Annotated in this window: 17 protein-coding genes; 10 read left to right on the top strand and 7 right to left on the bottom strand. The window is 72.7% G+C overall.

Annotated elements, in window-relative coordinates:
• Positions 1–195 precede the first annotated feature (195 nt).
• The 3 genes from WME98_RS47885 to WME98_RS47875 form a co-directional block, all read right to left on the bottom strand.
• Positions 196–1161: an aspartate carbamoyltransferase catalytic subunit gene (locus WME98_RS47885; protein ID WP_061625357.1), complete on the bottom strand. Its 966-nt coding sequence runs from the start codon at positions 1159–1161 to the stop codon at positions 196–198.
• An 8-nt stretch (positions 1162–1169) separates the two neighbouring features.
• Positions 1170–1733, bottom strand: coding sequence for a bifunctional pyr operon transcriptional regulator/uracil phosphoribosyltransferase PyrR (gene pyrR, locus WME98_RS47880; RefSeq protein WP_020736519.1), 564 nt, complete (start codon positions 1731–1733; stop codon positions 1170–1172).
• 154 nt (positions 1734–1887) lie between these two features.
• The gene (locus WME98_RS47875; RefSeq protein ID WP_437948235.1) at positions 1888–3222 is read right to left on the bottom strand and encodes a hypothetical protein; all 1335 of its coding nucleotides are present in this window, start codon (positions 3220–3222) and stop codon (positions 1888–1890) included.
• A 107-nt stretch (positions 3223–3329) separates the two neighbouring features.
• Here WME98_RS47875 and WME98_RS47870 point away from each other — a divergent pair, with 107 nt between their 5' ends.
• From WME98_RS47870 to ribD, 9 genes are all read left to right on the top strand, one after another.
• The gene (locus WME98_RS47870; protein WP_437948234.1) at positions 3330–4055 is read left to right on the top strand and encodes a YceD family protein; all 726 of its coding nucleotides are present in this window, start codon (positions 3330–3332) and stop codon (positions 4053–4055) included.
• Between the two features lie 4 nt (positions 4056–4059).
• Positions 4060–4254 carry a 50S ribosomal protein L32 gene (gene rpmF / locus WME98_RS47865; protein ID WP_020736516.1) on the top strand — a complete coding sequence of 65 codons (195 nt, stop codon included), beginning with the start codon at positions 4060–4062 and terminating at the stop codon, positions 4252–4254.
• 115 nt (positions 4255–4369) lie between these two features.
• Entirely contained in the window at positions 4370–5365 is a 996-nt protein-coding gene (locus tag WME98_RS47860) for a beta-ketoacyl-ACP synthase III (protein WP_437321427.1), read from the top strand.
• A gap of 173 nt (positions 5366–5538) precedes the next feature.
• Complete coding sequence (gene fabD, locus WME98_RS47855) at positions 5539–6480, top strand: ACP S-malonyltransferase (RefSeq protein ID WP_437948233.1); 942 nt, start codon at positions 5539–5541, stop codon at positions 6478–6480.
• A 6-nt stretch (positions 6481–6486) separates the two neighbouring features.
• Positions 6487–7233: a 3-oxoacyl-ACP reductase FabG gene (gene fabG, locus WME98_RS47850; RefSeq protein ID WP_437339105.1), complete on the top strand. Its 747-nt coding sequence runs from the start codon at positions 6487–6489 to the stop codon at positions 7231–7233.
• A gap of 150 nt (positions 7234–7383) precedes the next feature.
• Positions 7384–7632 carry an acyl carrier protein gene (gene acpP, locus WME98_RS47845; protein WP_020736512.1) on the top strand — a complete coding sequence of 83 codons (249 nt, stop codon included), beginning with the start codon at positions 7384–7386 and terminating at the stop codon, positions 7630–7632.
• A gap of 127 nt (positions 7633–7759) precedes the next feature.
• On the top strand, positions 7760–9004 hold the full coding sequence (gene fabF / locus WME98_RS47840) for a beta-ketoacyl-ACP synthase II (protein ID WP_437948232.1): 1245 nt from the start codon (positions 7760–7762) through the stop codon (positions 9002–9004).
• Between the two features lie 24 nt (positions 9005–9028).
• Positions 9029–9490 (top strand): transcriptional regulator NrdR, encoded by a 462-nt coding sequence (nrdR, locus tag WME98_RS47835; protein ID WP_061625365.1) that lies wholly within the window; start codon positions 9029–9031, stop codon positions 9488–9490.
• Between the two features lie 16 nt (positions 9491–9506).
• Positions 9507–10652, top strand: a complete 1146-nt coding sequence (ribD, locus tag WME98_RS47830; protein WP_061625366.1) for a bifunctional diaminohydroxyphosphoribosylaminopyrimidine deaminase/5-amino-6-(5-phosphoribosylamino)uracil reductase RibD — start codon at positions 9507–9509, stop codon at positions 10650–10652.
• An 18-nt stretch (positions 10653–10670) separates the two neighbouring features.
• Here the strand turns inward: ribD and def are convergent, their stop codons facing one another.
• Together def and WME98_RS47820 are read right to left on the bottom strand one after the other, a co-directional pair.
• Entirely contained in the window at positions 10671–11183 is a 513-nt protein-coding gene (gene def, locus WME98_RS47825) for a peptide deformylase (protein WP_020736508.1), read from the bottom strand.
• Between the two features lie 164 nt (positions 11184–11347).
• The gene (locus WME98_RS47820) at positions 11348–13483 is read right to left on the bottom strand and encodes an ATPase, T2SS/T4P/T4SS family (RefSeq protein WP_437948231.1); all 2136 of its coding nucleotides are present in this window, start codon (positions 13481–13483) and stop codon (positions 11348–11350) included.
• Positions 13484–14418: 935 nt separating this feature from the next.
• Between WME98_RS47820 and WME98_RS47815 the strand changes: the two genes are divergently transcribed.
• A complete protein-coding gene (locus WME98_RS47815; RefSeq protein ID WP_012236438.1) occupies positions 14419–14625 on the top strand; it encodes a cold-shock protein in 207 nt (68 codons plus the stop codon).
• 198 nt (positions 14626–14823) lie between these two features.
• Here WME98_RS47815 and WME98_RS47810 read toward each other — a convergent pair whose 3' ends face one another.
• The gene (locus tag WME98_RS47810; protein ID WP_437948230.1) at positions 14824–15768 is read right to left on the bottom strand and encodes a metallophosphoesterase family protein; all 945 of its coding nucleotides are present in this window, start codon (positions 15766–15768) and stop codon (positions 14824–14826) included.
• 88 nt (positions 15769–15856) lie between these two features.
• Entirely contained in the window at positions 15857–16846 is a 990-nt protein-coding gene (locus tag WME98_RS47805; protein WP_437948229.1) for a formylglycine-generating enzyme family protein, read from the bottom strand.
• Between the last annotated feature and the right edge of the window lie 18 nt (positions 16847–16864).

The following is a 16864-nucleotide window of genomic DNA, read 5'->3' as shown; positions in this document are numbered from 1 at the left end:
AGCGTATTCAAACGCGGCACGGCAGGGAACCCCGTTCGCCGCGGGCCGCCGCAAGCCCGCGCGGCCACGCGGGAACGGCACGAGGGGACAGCGCGTCCGCCCCCGGCGCGCCGCTCCCTCCCGTCCGCTCGTGATGGTTCGGGCGCGCGGCCCGCTCGCCGCGCTCTGACGCTGACGCCGGCCGCGCGGCCGGCGTCAGACCGCGGGCCGCGGCTCGCCGGTCGCGGAGAACTCGTTGGCCTCCGCGGCCAGGACCCAGAGCACCGCCATCCTGACCGCGACGCCGGCCTCGACCTGGTCGAGGATGACGCTCTGCTGGCCGTCCGCGACGCGCGGATCGATCTCCACGCCGCGGTTCATCGGCCCCGGGTGCATGACGATCGCGTCCGGCTTGGCGAGCGCGAGCCGGGCCGGGCTCAGCCCGAAGGTGCGGCTGTACTCGCGCGTGCTGGGCAGGAAGCTGCCGCTCAGCCGCTCGCGCTGCACCCGCAGCATCATCACCACGTCGGCGCCCTCGAGGGCGGGCTCGATCCGGTCGTAGATCGTCGCGCCGAGCGACTCGCCCGCGACCGGCAGGAGCGTGCGCGGCCCGGCGAACCGGACCCGCGCGCCCATCGTCGTGAGCAGGTGCGCGTTCGAGCGGGCCACGCGGCTGTGGACGATGTCGCCGCAGATGGCGACCTCCAGCCCCTCCAGCCGCCCCTTGGCGCGGCGGATCGTGAACGCGTCGAGCAGCGCCTGCGTCGGGTGCTCGTGCGTGCCGTCGCCCGCGTTGACGACCGCGGCGCGCGTGCGCTCGGCGATGTGGTGCGGCGCGCCCGACGCGCTGTGCCGGATGACGAGGACGTCGGGCTGCATCGCCTGGAGGTTCTGCACCGTGTCGAGCAGCGACTCCCCCTTGACGGCGCTCGAGGTGGAGACGCTGATGTTGATCACATCGGCGCTGAGCCGCTTGCCCGCGAGCTCGAACGACGTCCGCGTGCGCGTCGAGGGCTCGTAGAACAGGTTCACGACCGTCTTGCCGCGGAGCGTGGGCACCTTGCGGACGCTCCGCCGGGAGACGTCGAAGAGCGACTCGGCGGCGTCCAGGAGGGCCACGATCTCGGGGCGCGTCAGCCCCTCGATGCCGAGCAGGTGTCGGTGCGGGTAAATCCTCCTCATGCGCTCGCTTACGTTCCTTCCGGGGGAGAGGGGGGCTCCGAGATCTTGGCGCCGGCGGCGGTGACGAGAGCCCAGAGCTCGCCAGCGCGCTCCACCACGTCGACGCGCTGCCCGGGGGCGAGCTCGACCGCGCGGACGATGTAGTCGGGGTGAATCGGCAGCTCCCGGCCGCCGCGATCGACGAGCGCGACGAGCTCGATCCGCTGCGGCCGCCCGTAGTCGAGCACCGCGTCGAGCGCCGCGCGGATGGTGCGGCCGGTGTAGATCACGTCGTCGATCAGCACGATGCGCCGGCCGTCGACGGGGAAGGTGATGTGGCTGGGGCCGATGCGCGGGTTCGGCAGGGCGGTCGCGGCGTCGTCGCGGTAGAGCGTGATGTCGACGGCGCCGACCGGCGGCGCCTGCCCCTCGATCTCGAGGAGCAGCGCGGCGAGCCGCTTGGCGAGCGGCTCGCCGCCCCGCCGGATCCCGATGAGCGCCAGATCGTCCACGCCGCGGCCGCGCTCGGCGATCTGGAGCGCGATGCGCCGCAGGCCGCGCCCGATGGCGGCCGGGTCGAGCAGAGCTTCCATGGCGCGGCGAGGGCTAGCACAGCGAGCGCCCTGCACCCAAGGCCCGCGTGCGCCGCCCGCCGGATCGCCCGCTCGCCCGCGGGGGCGCGCTGCCGTCGGGCCCTCGCGCGGCGGCGGGGACGAACGGCGCGGCGCCGCGGCGGCGCCGCCGCGGTCAATCCGGCTGGTGGAGGACGCGCTGGGTGCGCTCGAGGAAATAGAACCGCTCGAAGCCCGCGCGCTGGAACGTGAGCGCGCCGAACGCGTTCACGGCGATCGCAGCCGCGCCGAGGGCGTAGAACGGCGCGCCGAAGCGGCGGCCGCCGACGGCGATCATGGCGAAGAGGAACGGCGCGAAGTCGTTGGAGAAGCGGTAGCCGAACTGGATCCAGCCGCTGTTCTGGTAGAAGAGGCTCGGCAGCGCGACCGCGGCCGCCGTGGCGGCGAGCGCCCAGAACACGGGCGGCGTGCGCCGGGGCCAGAGCGCCCACGCGTAGATCGGCGTCGTCACCCAGAGCGCGAGGCCGTGCGCGTTGATCTGGAAGGGCGCGCCCTGCGCGTGGGTGTACGGCAAGCTCGTGAGCACCACCGCGAGGTTGCGCGGCAGGTAGTGGTACGAGAAGAGCCCCCACTTCTCGATCCGCGCGCGCCAGGCGATGTGGAGGTACCGGTGCCCGAACTCGGCCGCGTCGCCGAACCGCGCGTGGTTGTGCCAGAGCAGCGCGGCGAGGACGAGCGCCGCCGGCGCGGCGAACAGGGCGAGCCGGCGGGCGAGGGCGCGCGGATCCGAGCGGCCGACGCGGAGCGCCTCGCAGAGGAACAGCGGCAGGGCGAAGCCGAGCGGCGTGCGGGTCGCGAAGCCGAGGCCCAGGGCGAGGCCCGCGGCCAGCGGGTGGGCGGCGTCGAGCGCGCAGTACAGGTAGATGCACGCGAGCGCCACGCCGACGACGTGCGCCGCGAACCACACCGTCCCTTGCACGGCGCTGAACCAGTAGACGCTCCCGAACGCGAAGAGCAGCGCGAGCGCGGCGTTCTCGGCCTGCGTGCGGCGGCTGCGCCGCGACGCCGAGAGCCTCTCGAGCGCGAGGAAGAGGACGGCCGGGCCGACGCCGGCGAACGCCAGGAAGAACTGCCCGTCGCGCACGCGCTCGGCGCTGCCCGCGAGCTTCACGAGCGGCGCGATGAGGACGGCGGGGAAGGGGGGAAAGCTGACGTAGGTGCGATCGCCGAACACGGCGAAGTCGTTGCCGCCCGCGTACGCCGGCGGCGGACCGCCGAGGTCGAGGCGGCCGTCGAGCCACGCCTCGGCCAGCAGCGCGTAGTGGTTGAAGGGCGTGTGGACAGCGAAGAGCTCGCGCGAGGCGCTGGCGCCGTACACGAGCGTCACCAGCGCATAGAGGGCGAGCGCGATCGCTGCGCGCCGGCTCGCCCGCGGGGCCCCTCCCGAAGGCTCCGGTCGCTCGCCGGCGGCGCCCGCGGGGGGGATCTCGGGCGTGGCGCTGCGGTTCATGCGGGGGCGACGCTACCACGCGGCCCCGCCGCGGCGGCGGCTCGCGCTCGGTCTTGCGAGCCAACGCACCCCGCGCTAAACGCTCCGCTTTCACTGGCCCGGAACCCATGTCCCAGATCGCCGTCTCCGCCAATGACATCGACATCTCCGGCCTCTCGCTGGACACGCCGCTGCCCGCCGACTGGCTGAGCGCAGAGCTCGCCGACGCCGACGTCGCCGGGCGCGCGCCCGGCCACCTCACCGCCCGCCTCTCCCGCACGGGGAACGAGATCGTCGTGCGCGGCCGCGTCAAGGCGCCGGTCGCGACGCCGTGCGCGCGGTGCCTGTCGCCCGCCGCGCTGGACATCGACGCCGAGCTCTCGCTCCTCTTGCGTCCGGCGCCGAAGACCGAGGCCCACGGGCACGGCCACCGGCGGGACGACGGGGGCCGCAACGGGGCGGCGAAGGCGGGGGCCAAGGCCAAGGAGCCCGAGTACGAGTTCACGGCCGAGGAGGCCGACGTCGACACGTACGACGGCGAGACGGTGGTGCTCGATCCGTTTATCCGGGAAGCCATTCTCCTCGAGATGCCGAACTTCCCCTTGTGCTCCGAGGCTTGCCCGGGTATCGGTCCTGCCGCGTCCCGAGAGGACCGCGAAGGCGGCTCCTCGACCCTCGCCGGCGGGGCGGCGGAGGAGGACGAGGCTCCAGGCCTCGACCCGCGGCTCGCGCCGCTCAGCGCGCTCCGAGAGAAGCTTGGACAGAAGCCCGGCGGCTCTGACCGGCGCGCGCAACCTGCCTCGACCTCCCCGGCCAAGGCCGGGACACCGAAGAAGAAGACCAAGAAGGAGTAGCTCCGTGGCCGTCCCCAAGAGGAAAACCACCCCCAGCAAGCGCGACATGCGGCGCGCCAACCACGACAAGGTGACCCCCGTCCAGCTCGTCTCTTGCGAGAACTGCGGGGAAGCCCGGCTCCCGCACCGCGCCTGTGGCGCCTGCGGGCACTACAACGGGCGCAAGGCGAAGGCGACCAAGGCGACCGCGGCCACATGACCGGGGCGGGTGCGCGGACGCCGGGGCGCGCGATCGCTGCGCCCGCGCACCCGGGCGCGGCGCTGAACCACGCGGGCGCGGCGCCGACCCACGCGGGCGTGCGAGGGGGCCTCGCATGAGCGCCGCGCGGCCGAAGAGCCGCATCCTCGGGACGGGCAGCTACGCGCCAGCCCGGGTCCTGCACAACACCGATCTCGAGAAGATCGTCGACACCTCCGACAGCTGGATCAGCGAGCGGACCGGGATCCGCCGGCGCCACATCGCCGCCGAGGGCGAGCTCACGAGCGACATGGCCGCCGCCGCCGGGCGCTCCGCGCTGGCAGCGGCCGGGCTCTCCGCCGCCGACCTCGACATGATCATCGTCGGGACGATCAGCGGCGACAGCCCGATGCCCGCGTGCGCGGTGCACGTGCAGCAGAAGCTCGGCGCCCAGGAGATCCCCTCGTTCGACATCTCGGCGGCCTGCGCGGGCTTCGTCTACGGGCTCACCATCGCCGATCAGTTCATCTCCAACGGCGTGGCCCGGAACATCCTCGTGGTCGGCGTCGAGCTGCTCTCGCGCATCCTGAACTGGAAGGATCGCACGACGTGCGTCTTGTTCGGCGACGGCGCCGGGGCGGTCGTGCTCGGGCCGGCGTCCGGCGACGGCAGGGGCATCGTCTCGACGCGGATCTTCAGCGACGGCGGGCTCGCGAGCTCGCTGGTCATCCCGGGCGGCGGCACGGCCGAGCCGCTCACCGCCGAGGGCATCGAGCAGAACCGCAACAAGGTCCACATGGTGGGGCAGGACATCTTCAAGGTCGCCGTGAAGAACCTCTCCAGCGCCTCGCTGATCGCCCTCGAAACGGCGGGCATGTCGGCCACCGACGTCGACTGGGTCGTCGCGCACCAGGCGAACCTGCGGATCATCAGCCAGGTCGCGGCGCGGCTCAGCCTCCCGCTGGATCGGTTCGTCCTGAACATCGAGGAGTACGGCAACACCTCGAGCGCCTCGATCCCGATCGCCCTCGACGAGGCGGTCCGCGACGGGCGCATCAAGCCGGGCCACAACGTCCTGTTCTGCGCGCTCGGCGCTGGCATCTCCTGGGGCGCATCCGTCGTCCGGATGTGAGGGGGCCATGCGCGCGCGCCGGCGTCGGGGTCGAGATCTGCGCGTTTGGGCGGCCGAGCTCGCCCGGCGCGCCGGCATGAGCGGGGATGTGAGCGGCGCGCGCGCGCCTGCCCCGTGACGTGGTTCGGGGACGGACCGACGTCCGCGTCCCCCGCTTGGAAGTGAGGACAAACGTGAAAATCGCTTGGCTGTTTCCAGGGCAAGGGGCGCAGGAAGTGGGGATGGGCAAGGCCCTCGCCGAGGCCTCGGCGGCGGCGCGCGGCGCGTTCGCGCGCGCGGACGCCGCGCTCGGCGAGCCGATCTCGCGGCTCTGCTTCGAGGGGCCGATGGAGGAGCTGACGAAGACGAGCAACACCCAGCCCGCCATCGTCGCCACGAGCTGCGCCGTCGCCGCGGCGCTCATCGAGCACCTGCCCGACCTCGAGCCGCCGCTCTACGCCGCCGGCCACTCGCTCGGCGAGTACAGCGCGCTGGTCGCCGCCGGCGCGCTCGAGATCGAGGAGGCGGTGCGGCTCTGCCGGATCCGCGGCGCCGCGATGCAGGAGGCCGTGCCGGCGGGCGAGGGGGCCATGGCCGCGATCATGGGGCTCGACCAGCCCGCGGTGCTCGCGATCTGCGAGGAGGCGGCGCAAGGCGAGGTGGTCGCGCCGGCGAACTACAACGGGCCGGGGCAGATCGTGATCGCCGGCCACAGCCCCGCGGTGGCGCGGGCGCGCGAGATCGCCGCCGCCCGCGGCGGCAAGGCGGTCCCGCTCAAGGTGAGCGCCCCCTTCCACTGCGCGCTGATGCGGCCCGCGGCCGAGCGCCTGCGCCCCGAGCTCGAGCGCACCCAGCTGAGGCCGCTCGCCTTCCCGGTGATCGCGAACGTCGACGCGGCGCCGAACACCGATCCGGAGCGGGTGCGGTCGCTCCTCCTGCGCCAGGTCGACGGCACCGTGCAGTGGATGCGGACGATCGAGCGCATGGCCGAGGACGGCGTCACGCACGCCCTGGAGATCGGCCCTGGCAAGGTGCTCGCCGGGCTGGTGAAGCGGATCACGAAGCAGATCAAGGTGCTCAGCGTGAGCGACATGGCGGGGATTGAGCGCGTGAGCGCGTTCCTTTCGGAGGCATAGGCATCGATGTTCGACCTTACGGGCAAAGTTGCGATCGTCACGGGTGGATCGCGGGGGATCGGGCGGGCTGCGTCGGAGGCGCTGGCGGCGCAGGGGGCGCACGTGATCGTCAACTACGTGCGCGGGGAGGCCGAGGCGCGCGCGCTCGTCGAGGCGATCACCGCGCGCGGCGGCAAGGCCGAGGCGCTCGGCTTCGACGTCGCGAACCTGCAGGCGACCGAGGCCGCCATCGCCGAGGCGGCGAAGCGCCTCGGCCGGCTCGACATCCTCGTCGCGAACGCGGGGATCGCGATCGACGGGCTGCTCCTCCGGATCAAGGAGGAGGACCTGGATCGCCTCTTCGCCGTCAACGTCAAGGGCGCGATCGCGTGCGCCCGGGCCGCGACCAAGGTGATGATGCGCGCGCGCACGGGGCGCATCGTCTTCCTCTCCAGCGTCGTGGCCGAGATGGGCAACGTGGGCCAGGCGGCGTACGCCGCGACCAAGGCGGCCCTGCTCGGCGTGACGAAGTCGCTCGCCCGCGAGTACGCTGGGCGCGGCATCACCATCAACGCGGTGGCGCCGGGCTTCATCGACACCGACATGACGACGACGATCAGCGCTGAGATGAAAGAGGGGCTGACGAAGATGGTCCCGCTCGGGCGTACGGGCCGGCCGGAGGAGGTCGCCGCGGCGATCGCATTCCTGTGCTCCGATGAGGCCAGCTACGTGACGGGCGAGACGCTGCGCGTCAACGGCGGCATGTACGTCTGAGCGCGCTCGTCGGGGAGACGTCGGCAGCCAGCCAGGCGTCCGCTCGGCGGCAAACCAGGCGCACACGAAAAAGACGGTCGCAGGTAATTCGATGGTGCAACGCCCATGGCGATGGGCTACTAGGGGGTCCGTTTTCCCGGGAGGAATACCATGGCTGAAGGTCGCGACATCACGGCCGAAGTAAAGCGAATCATCAAGGAACAGCTCGACGTCGACGAGAAGGACATCAAGCCTGAAGCGAGTTTCATCGACGATCTGGGCGCCGATTCGCTGGGCCTGGTGGAGCTTGTCCTCGCGTTCGAGGAGGCGTTCGAGATCGACATTCCGGACGAGGACACGGAGAAGATCCGGACCGTCCAGGATGCGGTCGACTACATCGAAAGGAATGCCAAGAAGTAGCGTCCCCACCGCCCTACCGGACGCGGCGTCACCATGGAGGTGAGATGGCGCGTGAGCCGGCGAAGGGTCCGCCCCTCGCCGATGCATGTGTCCTCCCCTCTGTGGTGGCGCTAGGGCAAAAAGAGCCATGGAACGCGTTGTCATCACCGGCATCGGGCTCGTTACGCCCAACGGCATCGGGACGCAGGCCACCTGGCAATCGTTGCTGGCTGGCCAGTCCGGTATTGGACCCATCACCCTCTTCGACGCGAGCGCCTTTCCGACGCGCTTCGCTGGCGAGGTGAAGGGGTTCGTCCCGGAGGAGTACATCCCCAAGAAGAAGGTGAAGGAGATGGGCCGCTTCGCCCAGCTCTCCGTCGCCGCCTCGCAGATGTGCGTGAAGGACGCGGGGATCGAGCTCACCGAGGAGGACCGCGACCAGTGCGGCACCTTCATCGGCGTCGGCCTCGGCGGCCTCGAGTACCTGTTCCAGCACTCGATCACGCTGCACGAGAAGGGCCCTCAGAAGGTCAGCCCCTATTTCATCCCGACGGTCATCGCCAACCTCGCCGCTGGACAGGTGGCGCTGGCGCTCGACCTGCGGGGCGCGAGCTACTGCAACACGAGCGCGTGCTCGTCGAGCGCGCACTCGCTCGGCGAGGCGTTCGAGTGGATCCGCCGTGGGCGCTCGCACATCATGCTCACGGGCGGCGCCGAGGCGACGATCACCGGCCTCGGCATCGGCGGGTTCTGCGCGATGTTCGCGCTCTCGCGGCGCAACGAGGAGCCGCAGCGGGCGAGCCGCCCCTGGGACAAGGGGCGCGACGGCTTCGTCTGCTCCGAGGGCGCCGGGTCGCTCCTGCTCGAGTCGCTCTCCCACGCGAAGAAGCGCGGCGCGAAGATCTACGCGGAGGTCGTGGGGTACGGCGCCTCGTGCGACGCGTACCACATCACGAAGCCGGCGCCCGAGGGCGCCGGGGCGCAGCGCGCGATGAAGATGGCGCTCGACGACGCCAGGCTCGCGCCGGACGCGATCGACTACATCAACGCCCACGGCACCTCGACGCCCCAGGGCGACATCGAGGAGACCCGGGCGATCCTCAAGCTCTTCGGCGATCACGCGGCGTCGAAGCGCCTCTGGGTGAGCTCGACAAAGTCGGCGATGGGCCACCTGCTCGGGGGCGCCGGCGGGGTCGAGGCGGCGGTCTGCGCCCTCGCGCTGCACCACGGCGCGGTGCCGCCGACGCTCAACCTGGACGACCCCGATCCCGAGTGCACCCTGGACTACGTGCCGTTCACCTCCCGCGAGCGCCGCCTGAAGCACGTCATGTCGAACTCCTTCGGCTTCGGCGGGACGAACGTGTCGCTCGTGTTCTCCCAGTTCGACGGCTGAGCGCGCGCCGCGCCGGATGGCTCGATGAAGTGCCCATTTTGCGGCCACCTCGAGGACCGGGTCATCGACTCCCGCGCCGGCGGCGCGGGCGACGTGATCCGCCGACGGCGCGAGTGCGCCTCGTGCGAGCGCCGGTTCACGACGTACGAGCGCGTCGAGGACATCCTGCCGACGGTCGTCAAGAAGGACGGCCGGCGGGAGACGTTCGACCGGCAGAAGCTCGTGCGGGGGCTCCGCATCGCCTGCAACAAACGGCCCGTGTCCACCGACCAGATCGAGGCCATCGCCGACGCGATCGAGCGCGAGGCGCAGGAATCCGAGCGGCGGGAGATCCTGTCGACCGAGCTCGGCGAGCGGGTGATGAACCACCTGCGGGCGCTCGATGAGGTCGCCTACGTCCGGTTCGCCAGCGTCTATCGTTCCTTTCGGGACATCGACCAGTTCATGGTCGAGCTTGGCAAGCTTGTGAAGGCCAAGGCGCCCTAGTAGATCCGGCACTTCGATGTCTGCGAAGCTCCCCACCCCCGATCCCGAGTTCGACGCCGCGATGATGCGCCTCGCCATCGAGGAGGCGCACAAGGCGATGCCGTCGCCGAACCCCCCGGTCGGCGCGGTGGTGGTGAACACCGCGGGGGACGTCATCGCCGTGGCGCACCACGCGCGCGCCGGCGAGGAGCACGCTGAGGGGCTCGCGCTCGCGATGGCCGGGGACGCGGCGCGCGGCGGGACGCTCTACGTGACGCTGGAGCCGTGCAACCACGAGGGGCGCACGCCGCCCTGCGTGGACGCGGTGCTGAGCGCCGGCATCAAGCGCGTCGTCATCGGCGCGCCCGATCCGAACCCGGGGGTGGTCGGCGGCGGCGCGCAGCGGCTCAGCGACGCCGGGCTCGCCGTCGAGCTCGGCGTGGCCACCGCCGACGCCCGCGCGCTGATCGCGCCCTGGACCAAGTTCATCACGACCGGCATCCCCCACATCGCGCTCAAGCTCGCCCTGTCGCTCGACGGCCGCATCGCGACCCGCACGGGGGCCTCGAAGTGGGTCACCGGTCCGGAGGCGCGCGCCAAGGTGCAGGAGCTCCGCTCGCGCCACGATGCGGTGGCGATCGGCATCGGCACCGCGCTGGCCGACGACCCTCGCCTCACCTTGCGCGAGGCGGGGCTCGCGCCGGGCGGGCGGAGCCCCATCCGGCTCGTCTTCGACACGCGGCTCCGGCTGCCGCTCCACACGCGCCTGGCGCAGACGGCGCGGGAGGTGCCGACGTGGGTGCTCACGGGCGCCGACGCGCCCGAGGCGGCCGAGCAGGTCCTCGTGGACGCGGGCTGCGTCGTCCTGCGCGCGCCGACCTCGGCGGAGGGCCGGGTCGACGTGACCGCCGCGATGCGCCTCTGCGCCTCGCAGGGGATCGTCTCGATCCTCGTGGAGGGCGGCGCCGAGCTCGCCGGCAGCCTGCTCGCGTCGCGCCTGCCGGACGAGCTCCACGCCTTCGTCGCGCCCATCCTGCTCGGCCCCCGCGGCCGGCCGGGCGCGGTCGACTGGGCCGGCCCGGACACGCCGGGGGACGCGCCCCGGATCGTCGATCCGCGCTGGGAGCTCTGCGGCCGCGACGCGTACGTCAGCGGCCCCCTGGCCTTCCCGGCGCGCAGCTGACCGGGGCGCGGGCGCGGCTCAGCCCGTCGCCTCGGCGCCGCGCTTCTGCATCTTCCGCTGGACGATGCGCTTCTTGAGCGTGCCCATTCGGTCGATCATCAGCACGCCGTCGAGGTGATCGAGCTCATGCTGGATGGCCACGGCGAGCAGGCCGTCGGCCGCGATCTCGAACGTCGCGCCGTCGCGCCCGCGGGCGCGGACGCTGACACGATCGGCGCGCTTGATGTCCTCGCTGATGCCGGGGAACGACAGGCAGCCTTCGGGGCCGACCTGCTGCCCCTCCTGCCGGACGATCTCCGGGTTGATGAACACGAGGAGGTTGCTCGGCTCGTTGTCGGAGGCGACGTCGACGAGGAAGATGCGGTGTGGCTCCCCGATCTGCGTGGCCGCGAGGCCGACGCCGGGCGCGGCGTACATGGTCTCGGCCATGTCGTCGATAAGCTTGGTGATTTCGGGGGTGATGTCCCCGACCGGCTGCGCCTTCTGTCGCAGGCGCGGGTCGGGATAGTGGAGGATGGTGCGGATGGCCATGGCTGTTCAACAGCATAACCTCCGTTTCTCGCCGGCGCCCGTCAAGACGTTCTCGCCTGGCGCCGGAGATTCGCGCGCTTCTTGCGCAGCTTGCCCGTGCTTGCCGTGATTGCCCGTGCTCGCCGTGATTGCCCGTGCCCGTGATGGCGCGCTGGCCGGCGGGACTAGCGGTTACGCCGGAACGAGGTCGACGTGTCGACGGTGAGCCCGCGGGACTGGAGATCTTCCACGATGTCCGGCACCAGCCCGGAGGGGTGGAACGTCCCCTCCAGCGCGCCGCCGGCGGCCGTCCGCTCGACCACGAACGTGAAGACGTCGCGGATGGCGATCTGCCCGTTCTCGACCGCGAGCTCGGCCATGCGGAGCACGCGGTGGCGGCCGTCGCGGAGCAGCGCGATCTCGATCGCCAGGTCGAACGACGACGCCAGCCACTCGCGCGCCGCCTCCGGCGTGATCCCCGGGCGGGTCGCGGCGATGTCCGCGGGGAGCCGCGTCACCGCCTGGCGCAGCGTGGGCGCCCGGGCGGCCGCGAGCACGCCATCCATGCCGCCGCCGATCGCGTCGACGATCTCGGCCGCGACGTGGCCCGAGAACGAGCTCACCACGACCCGCTCCGGCCGGAGGCGCACGGCCGCCTGCACCGCCCGCGCCCGCTCGTCCGCGGTGCTGCCGAGCGCGATGGACAGGGTGTTGGGCTGATCGAGGGCGAGCTCGTCCTCGTCCTGGAGCACGACGAACCGATCGTCGGGCTGCGCCGCGGCCGCGAGCGCGCCGAGCAGCCAGCCCGTGCCGGCGTCCCGCGTCCCGGTGACGAGCAGGTTGCCGCGCCCGATCACGCACTGGGAGAGCAGGACGGCCATCGCCCGCGAGATCGTCCCGTTGCGCACCAGGTCCTCGAGCGTGACGTCGGGGCGCTGCGGCTTCCGGATCACCAGCGTGGAGGTCGCCGCCGGCGGGAGCACGGCGAAGAGCCGCCGCCCCTGCGGCAGCGTCCGCTCGGCGAAGCGCGCGCCCGGCTCGAGCGGCTGCCCGGCCATCGCGCAGAGCCGGCGGATGACGCGGTCGACCGCGCGATCGCTGCTGAACCCGACCTCCGTGATGACGCGCCGGCGCCCGTGCATCGCGATCACGTGGTCGTGGCGGAACACCTGGATCTCGCCGACCTCGGCGTCGTCGAGCAGCCGATCGAGCGGGCCGAGCGTGAGGAGCTCCCGGTGCGCGTCGGCCATGAGCGCCTCGGCGTCGACCTCGGCGGTGAGCTCGCCCGTCGCGCGCATCGCCTCCGCGGCAGCGGCGACGGCCTGCTCGATCCGCTGGGCGAGCGCGCGGTCCGGCGGCGCCCCGCCGTCGAGCGGCGTGAGGTCGACGAGGTCGGCGAGCCGCTCCACGAGGCGCGCGAGCGCCCTGCGGTGCGCCACGGCCTGCGCCGAGTCGCCTTGCCCGCGGTCGACCCGGTCCGAGACGGGCGGGATGGCGCGCCGGCTGGGGATGGGGACCACGCTGGGGTGGACGGCGACGTTCGCGGCGCCCTGCGCCGGCCCGGCGATGTTCGCGCCGCCCGGTCCCGGCAGCGGCGTCGCGGTCGGGTAGGGGCGCGCCATCTGCGTGGTCGGGTGGACGGGGGGCGCCACGGCGCGGCCGTCGCGCGCGCCCGGCGCGTTCGGCGTCGCCGGAGGGATCGGCAGGGGCGGAGGGCCGGACGCGCCGATGTGCGAGCCCGGCGCGATGGGCGGGCGAGGCGAGGGGATGCGCGGCGGGCCGGGGACGGCCGCGGCGGCGTCGGCCGACTCGTCCGGATCGTTCTCGAGCGGGAAGTGGCTGATCACGCCCTGGCTGGTGCGCGACGGCTCGCCCTTCTCGTTGATCAGCGGCAGGGGCGCGGACCGGTGCAGCCCCTTCTCGGCGGACGGCGGCGCCGCGCGGTCGGCGAGGTGGGCGGGGTCGCCGGTGCCCGTCTCCTCGGGCACGCGCGCCGGGGGCGCCGTGCTGTCCGGGGGCGCCGTTCCGGCCGCCGCCGTCTCGATCCGCAGCACGAAGTCGCCGATGTAGATCTTGTCGCCCTCGCGGACGATCGTCGCCTGGGCGATCTTCCGACCGTTGACGTACGTGCCGTTCGTGCTCTTGAGGTCGGTGACGATGAAGCGCCCGTCGCGGAAGAGCAGGCGGGCGTGCCGCTTCGACACGTTGCCCTTCGGCAGCATCAGGTCGTTGCCCTGCACGCGACCGACGTTGATCTCTGTCCGGTCGAAGGTTTCGCGGCGCTCCGCGCCCCCTTTCTCGCTGATGATCACCGAGAACATCTCGTCGCCTCGCGGGGCCAGGGCGGAGGTGAGACCCGATGCCCTCGCCACGCCATACGAGCAAGCTCGAACAGACATGTCAACGAGATGCCTTCGGATCGTGCTCCCGGGCGGCGAGCGGGCGCGCGGGGCGTCGGCTCGCGCGCCCGCGCCGGCCGCGCTCAGCGGGGCGCGGCGCAGGCGCCGCTCGGCGGGGCGCGGCGCAGGCGCCGCTCGGTGGGGCGCGGCGCAGGCGCCGCTCGGTGGGGCGCGGCGCAGGCGCCGCTTGAGGAGCCGCACCGCGCCACGCGCGCAGGGGGCGCGCCGGCGGCGCGCCGCCGAACAGGCCGAGCCAACGCCTGCCAGCGGCGCGACGTCCGCGGGCGGTCGCCGGCCATGCGACATCTCGATGGCCGCGTCCAGGGGCGCGAGGCGATCTCACGAGCCGCGTCGAGGGCGCGACGCCATGCGCGGGCCGACGCACAAGGCTCTTCGATAAGAGCGCAAATCTTGACAGCCGCGCGAATCCTGCTTCGCACCGCGAGGCAACCCCGTGATTGATCGCGTTTCCGTACTCGTCGTCAGGATCTGCTGTACGGCGGGGCATTCTCGTCGGAAGCGGCTGCAAGGAGGGACTGCCGGTGAGGCGGTGCGGCCTCGCGCAAGCGTGGGTCGGACCATCATCGCTGCTTGACCTTGGCGCATCGGGCCGTTTACGTTGGCGCCCGCTCGGACCGGGGAGAATCGTCGAAGTCGCCGCGCATGCACATCAACCAGCGGCTGGGCAGCCGCCCTGCGCAAGCTGGATTTGTCTACGAGGGGGGTTTTGCTGCAAGCAGCGAAGCCCGCATCGGAATCATGGGAGCCGTGGCCGCAGCCGCAGCCGCAGCCGCGGCCTCCTCCCGACTCCCAGCCTGCGCGCCTCGGGTATCGACGAGCTCTGAAGTGGAGGAAATATGGCAGTTGGCAAGGTCAAGTGGTTCAACGACGAGAAGGGTTGGGGCTTCATCAAGCAGGAGACCGGCCCCGATGTCTTCGTTCACTATTCGCAGATCAACGGGGAGGGGCGCCGCCGTCTGTTCGAGGACGAGACCGTTGAATTTGAGATCAAGGAAGGTCCCAAAGGTCTCCAGGCGGTCAACGTGATCCGCGCCACCGCCTGAATCTCCTCCTGACCAGCGCCCCACCGGACTGCCAGCGCAGCTCCCCCCGCTGCGATCGAACCACCCCCCTCCGAGCCCGATCATCTCGCGCCCGCACGGCGGGTTCGTCGCGTGGCGGATGAGCTGCGCGCGGTGTCCGGTGGGGCGCTCGGCAGAGCGCCCCATCCCGCGGGGCGTTCTGCCGAGCGCGGGGTACGCTCAGCGTTCAGGGACCGGGACCTCGCGAAACGCCTCTTGACCCGGGACGAAGCGGTGGGACGTGATGCCCCTGATCGCGCCCGCGTCGTCGACCTCGTAGACGTTGAACCCGGCCATCCGCTCATCGCTCTCGTGAAGCAGCGAGGCGCTGGCGGCGCCGACGGCGTCGATGTGACCCCGCTCGGTGTGCAGCTTCCGGTGAATGCGGCGGTGCAGGTGCCCGTGCAGCAGCAGGCCGCGGCTGACGTGCCGGAGCAATCGCCCCTCGGCCGCGGCGTCTCCCAGGCCCTCCAGCAAGGTCTTCGCCCGGCTCGCCGGGTTGTGGAAGGGGTGGTGCTGGAGCACGATCGGCGTCCGCCGCCGCACCTCCGGGTGCGACAGCACGCGCTCCAGCGCGCGTAGCTGCACCGGGCCGAGCCGCCCCGAGGCGACCAGCGGCGGACGGGGCCAGGCGGTCGACAGGCCGATGATCGCCACCGGCCCGCGCAGGTGGACGAAGGGGAACGCCGAGCCCCCGCCGTCGCTGCCGCCTGCGCCGTCATCGCGCTTGGCCGCGTCGTCGAGCGGGAGGTCGGAGCGCAGGTACGGCGCGAAGTACTGGGAGAACCGCTGCGAGCGGTGCGCGCCCTTCGTGTACGCGTCGTGGTTCCCCGGGACGATGCTCACCCGCTCCGGAGGGAGCCCGAGATCGCGCTGCAGGAAGCTGCGGACGAGGACGAACTCCCGCTCGAGCGCGAGGTTCGACACGTCGCCCGTGATGACGACGTGGTCGATGCCGAGCCGCCGGATCTCCTTCGCCGCCGCGTGCACCGCGTGCGGCTTGTGGATGGCGCGGCGCCGGAAGCGGAGGTTGATGTAGCCCGTGAGCCGCTTGTTCAGCAGCCGGAACGGTATGGCCCCCTCGAGGGACAGGAGGTGGAGATCTGAGAGGTGCGCGATCCTCACGGGCGCAGTATGGGCCCATCCGGCGCGGCGGCCAACCGCCGCGCGAGCGCATCGCCGGCGCGCATGGGCGCCGCGCGCGCCGGCGCGGTCAGGCGTCGCGCGCGCAGCGGAAGCCGCGCCACGCGCGGCGGCTGGTCGGCAGGTCGTGCCCACGCGCGGCGCCGCGCAGCCACGGTCGACCCAGGATGTAGCTGCCGCCCCGCAGCACGCGCTCCTCCCCCATGTCGGGCCCCCGCGGATCCTTCGCGCTGCCGCTTGGATATTCGGGATGGTAGTAGTCGGCGACCCACTCCTCGACGTTGCCGGCGAGATCGTCGATGCCGTCGGGGGTCCGCCCGGCGACGAGCGAGCCGACGGGCGCGAGCTCGAGGAAGCCGTCGCCGTCGTCGAGCTCGTCGAACGAGAGCCTCCCGTGGTTCGCGTGGAACGGGTTGTAGACATGGCCCCACGGGTAGCGACGCCCGGCCGCGCCGCGCGCGGCGCGCTCCCACTCGGCCTCGGTCGGCAGGCGGCCGCCGGCCCAGGCGCAGTAGCGCTGCGCGTCGCCCCACGAGACGAGCACCACCGGATACTCCGGCCGATCGAACCGCTGCCCGCCGGACGCATACGGAGGCTCGGTGCAGAGTCCGGCCGAGACGCACCGGCGGTAGCTGGCGACGGTGACCTCGGTGCGATCGATCCAGAAGTCCGACAGGTACACCTCGTGCGGCACGAGCTCGTTCGCGAAGCTCGCCTCGGTCTCGTCGACGCACAGATCGCCGCCCGGCTCGAGCTTGCAGAGCGTCACCGCGTGCGCGATCTCGACCTCGCTCGAGCCCATCGTGAAGCTGCCCGCGCGCACGAGGACCGCGGGCGGGCCGGGCGCGCGCAGCGCGACGACGCTCGCGGGCGAGCGCGCGCCCTGGCCGCCGGCGCCCGCCGGGAGCGCGGCCTCTGCGCCCGCCGGCAGGCGCGGGGCGCGCCGCGCGCGGGTAGGCGGCGGCTGGGGAGGCGCCGGCGCAGGAGCCGCCACGCCGACCATGGAGACTGCGAAAATCGAGGCCAGCGTGGCCAGCACGAACAGAGCCGCCGGACGCATGTCGCAGGCGTAGCATGC

Source organism: Sorangium sp. So ce296, from assembly GCF_051529605.1.
Lineage (GTDB): Bacteria > Myxococcota_A > Polyangia > Polyangiales > Polyangiaceae > Sorangium > Sorangium cellulosum_D.
The sequence above is the reverse complement of the archived record's forward strand: the minus strand, read 5'-3'. Positions and strand labels throughout refer to the sequence as shown.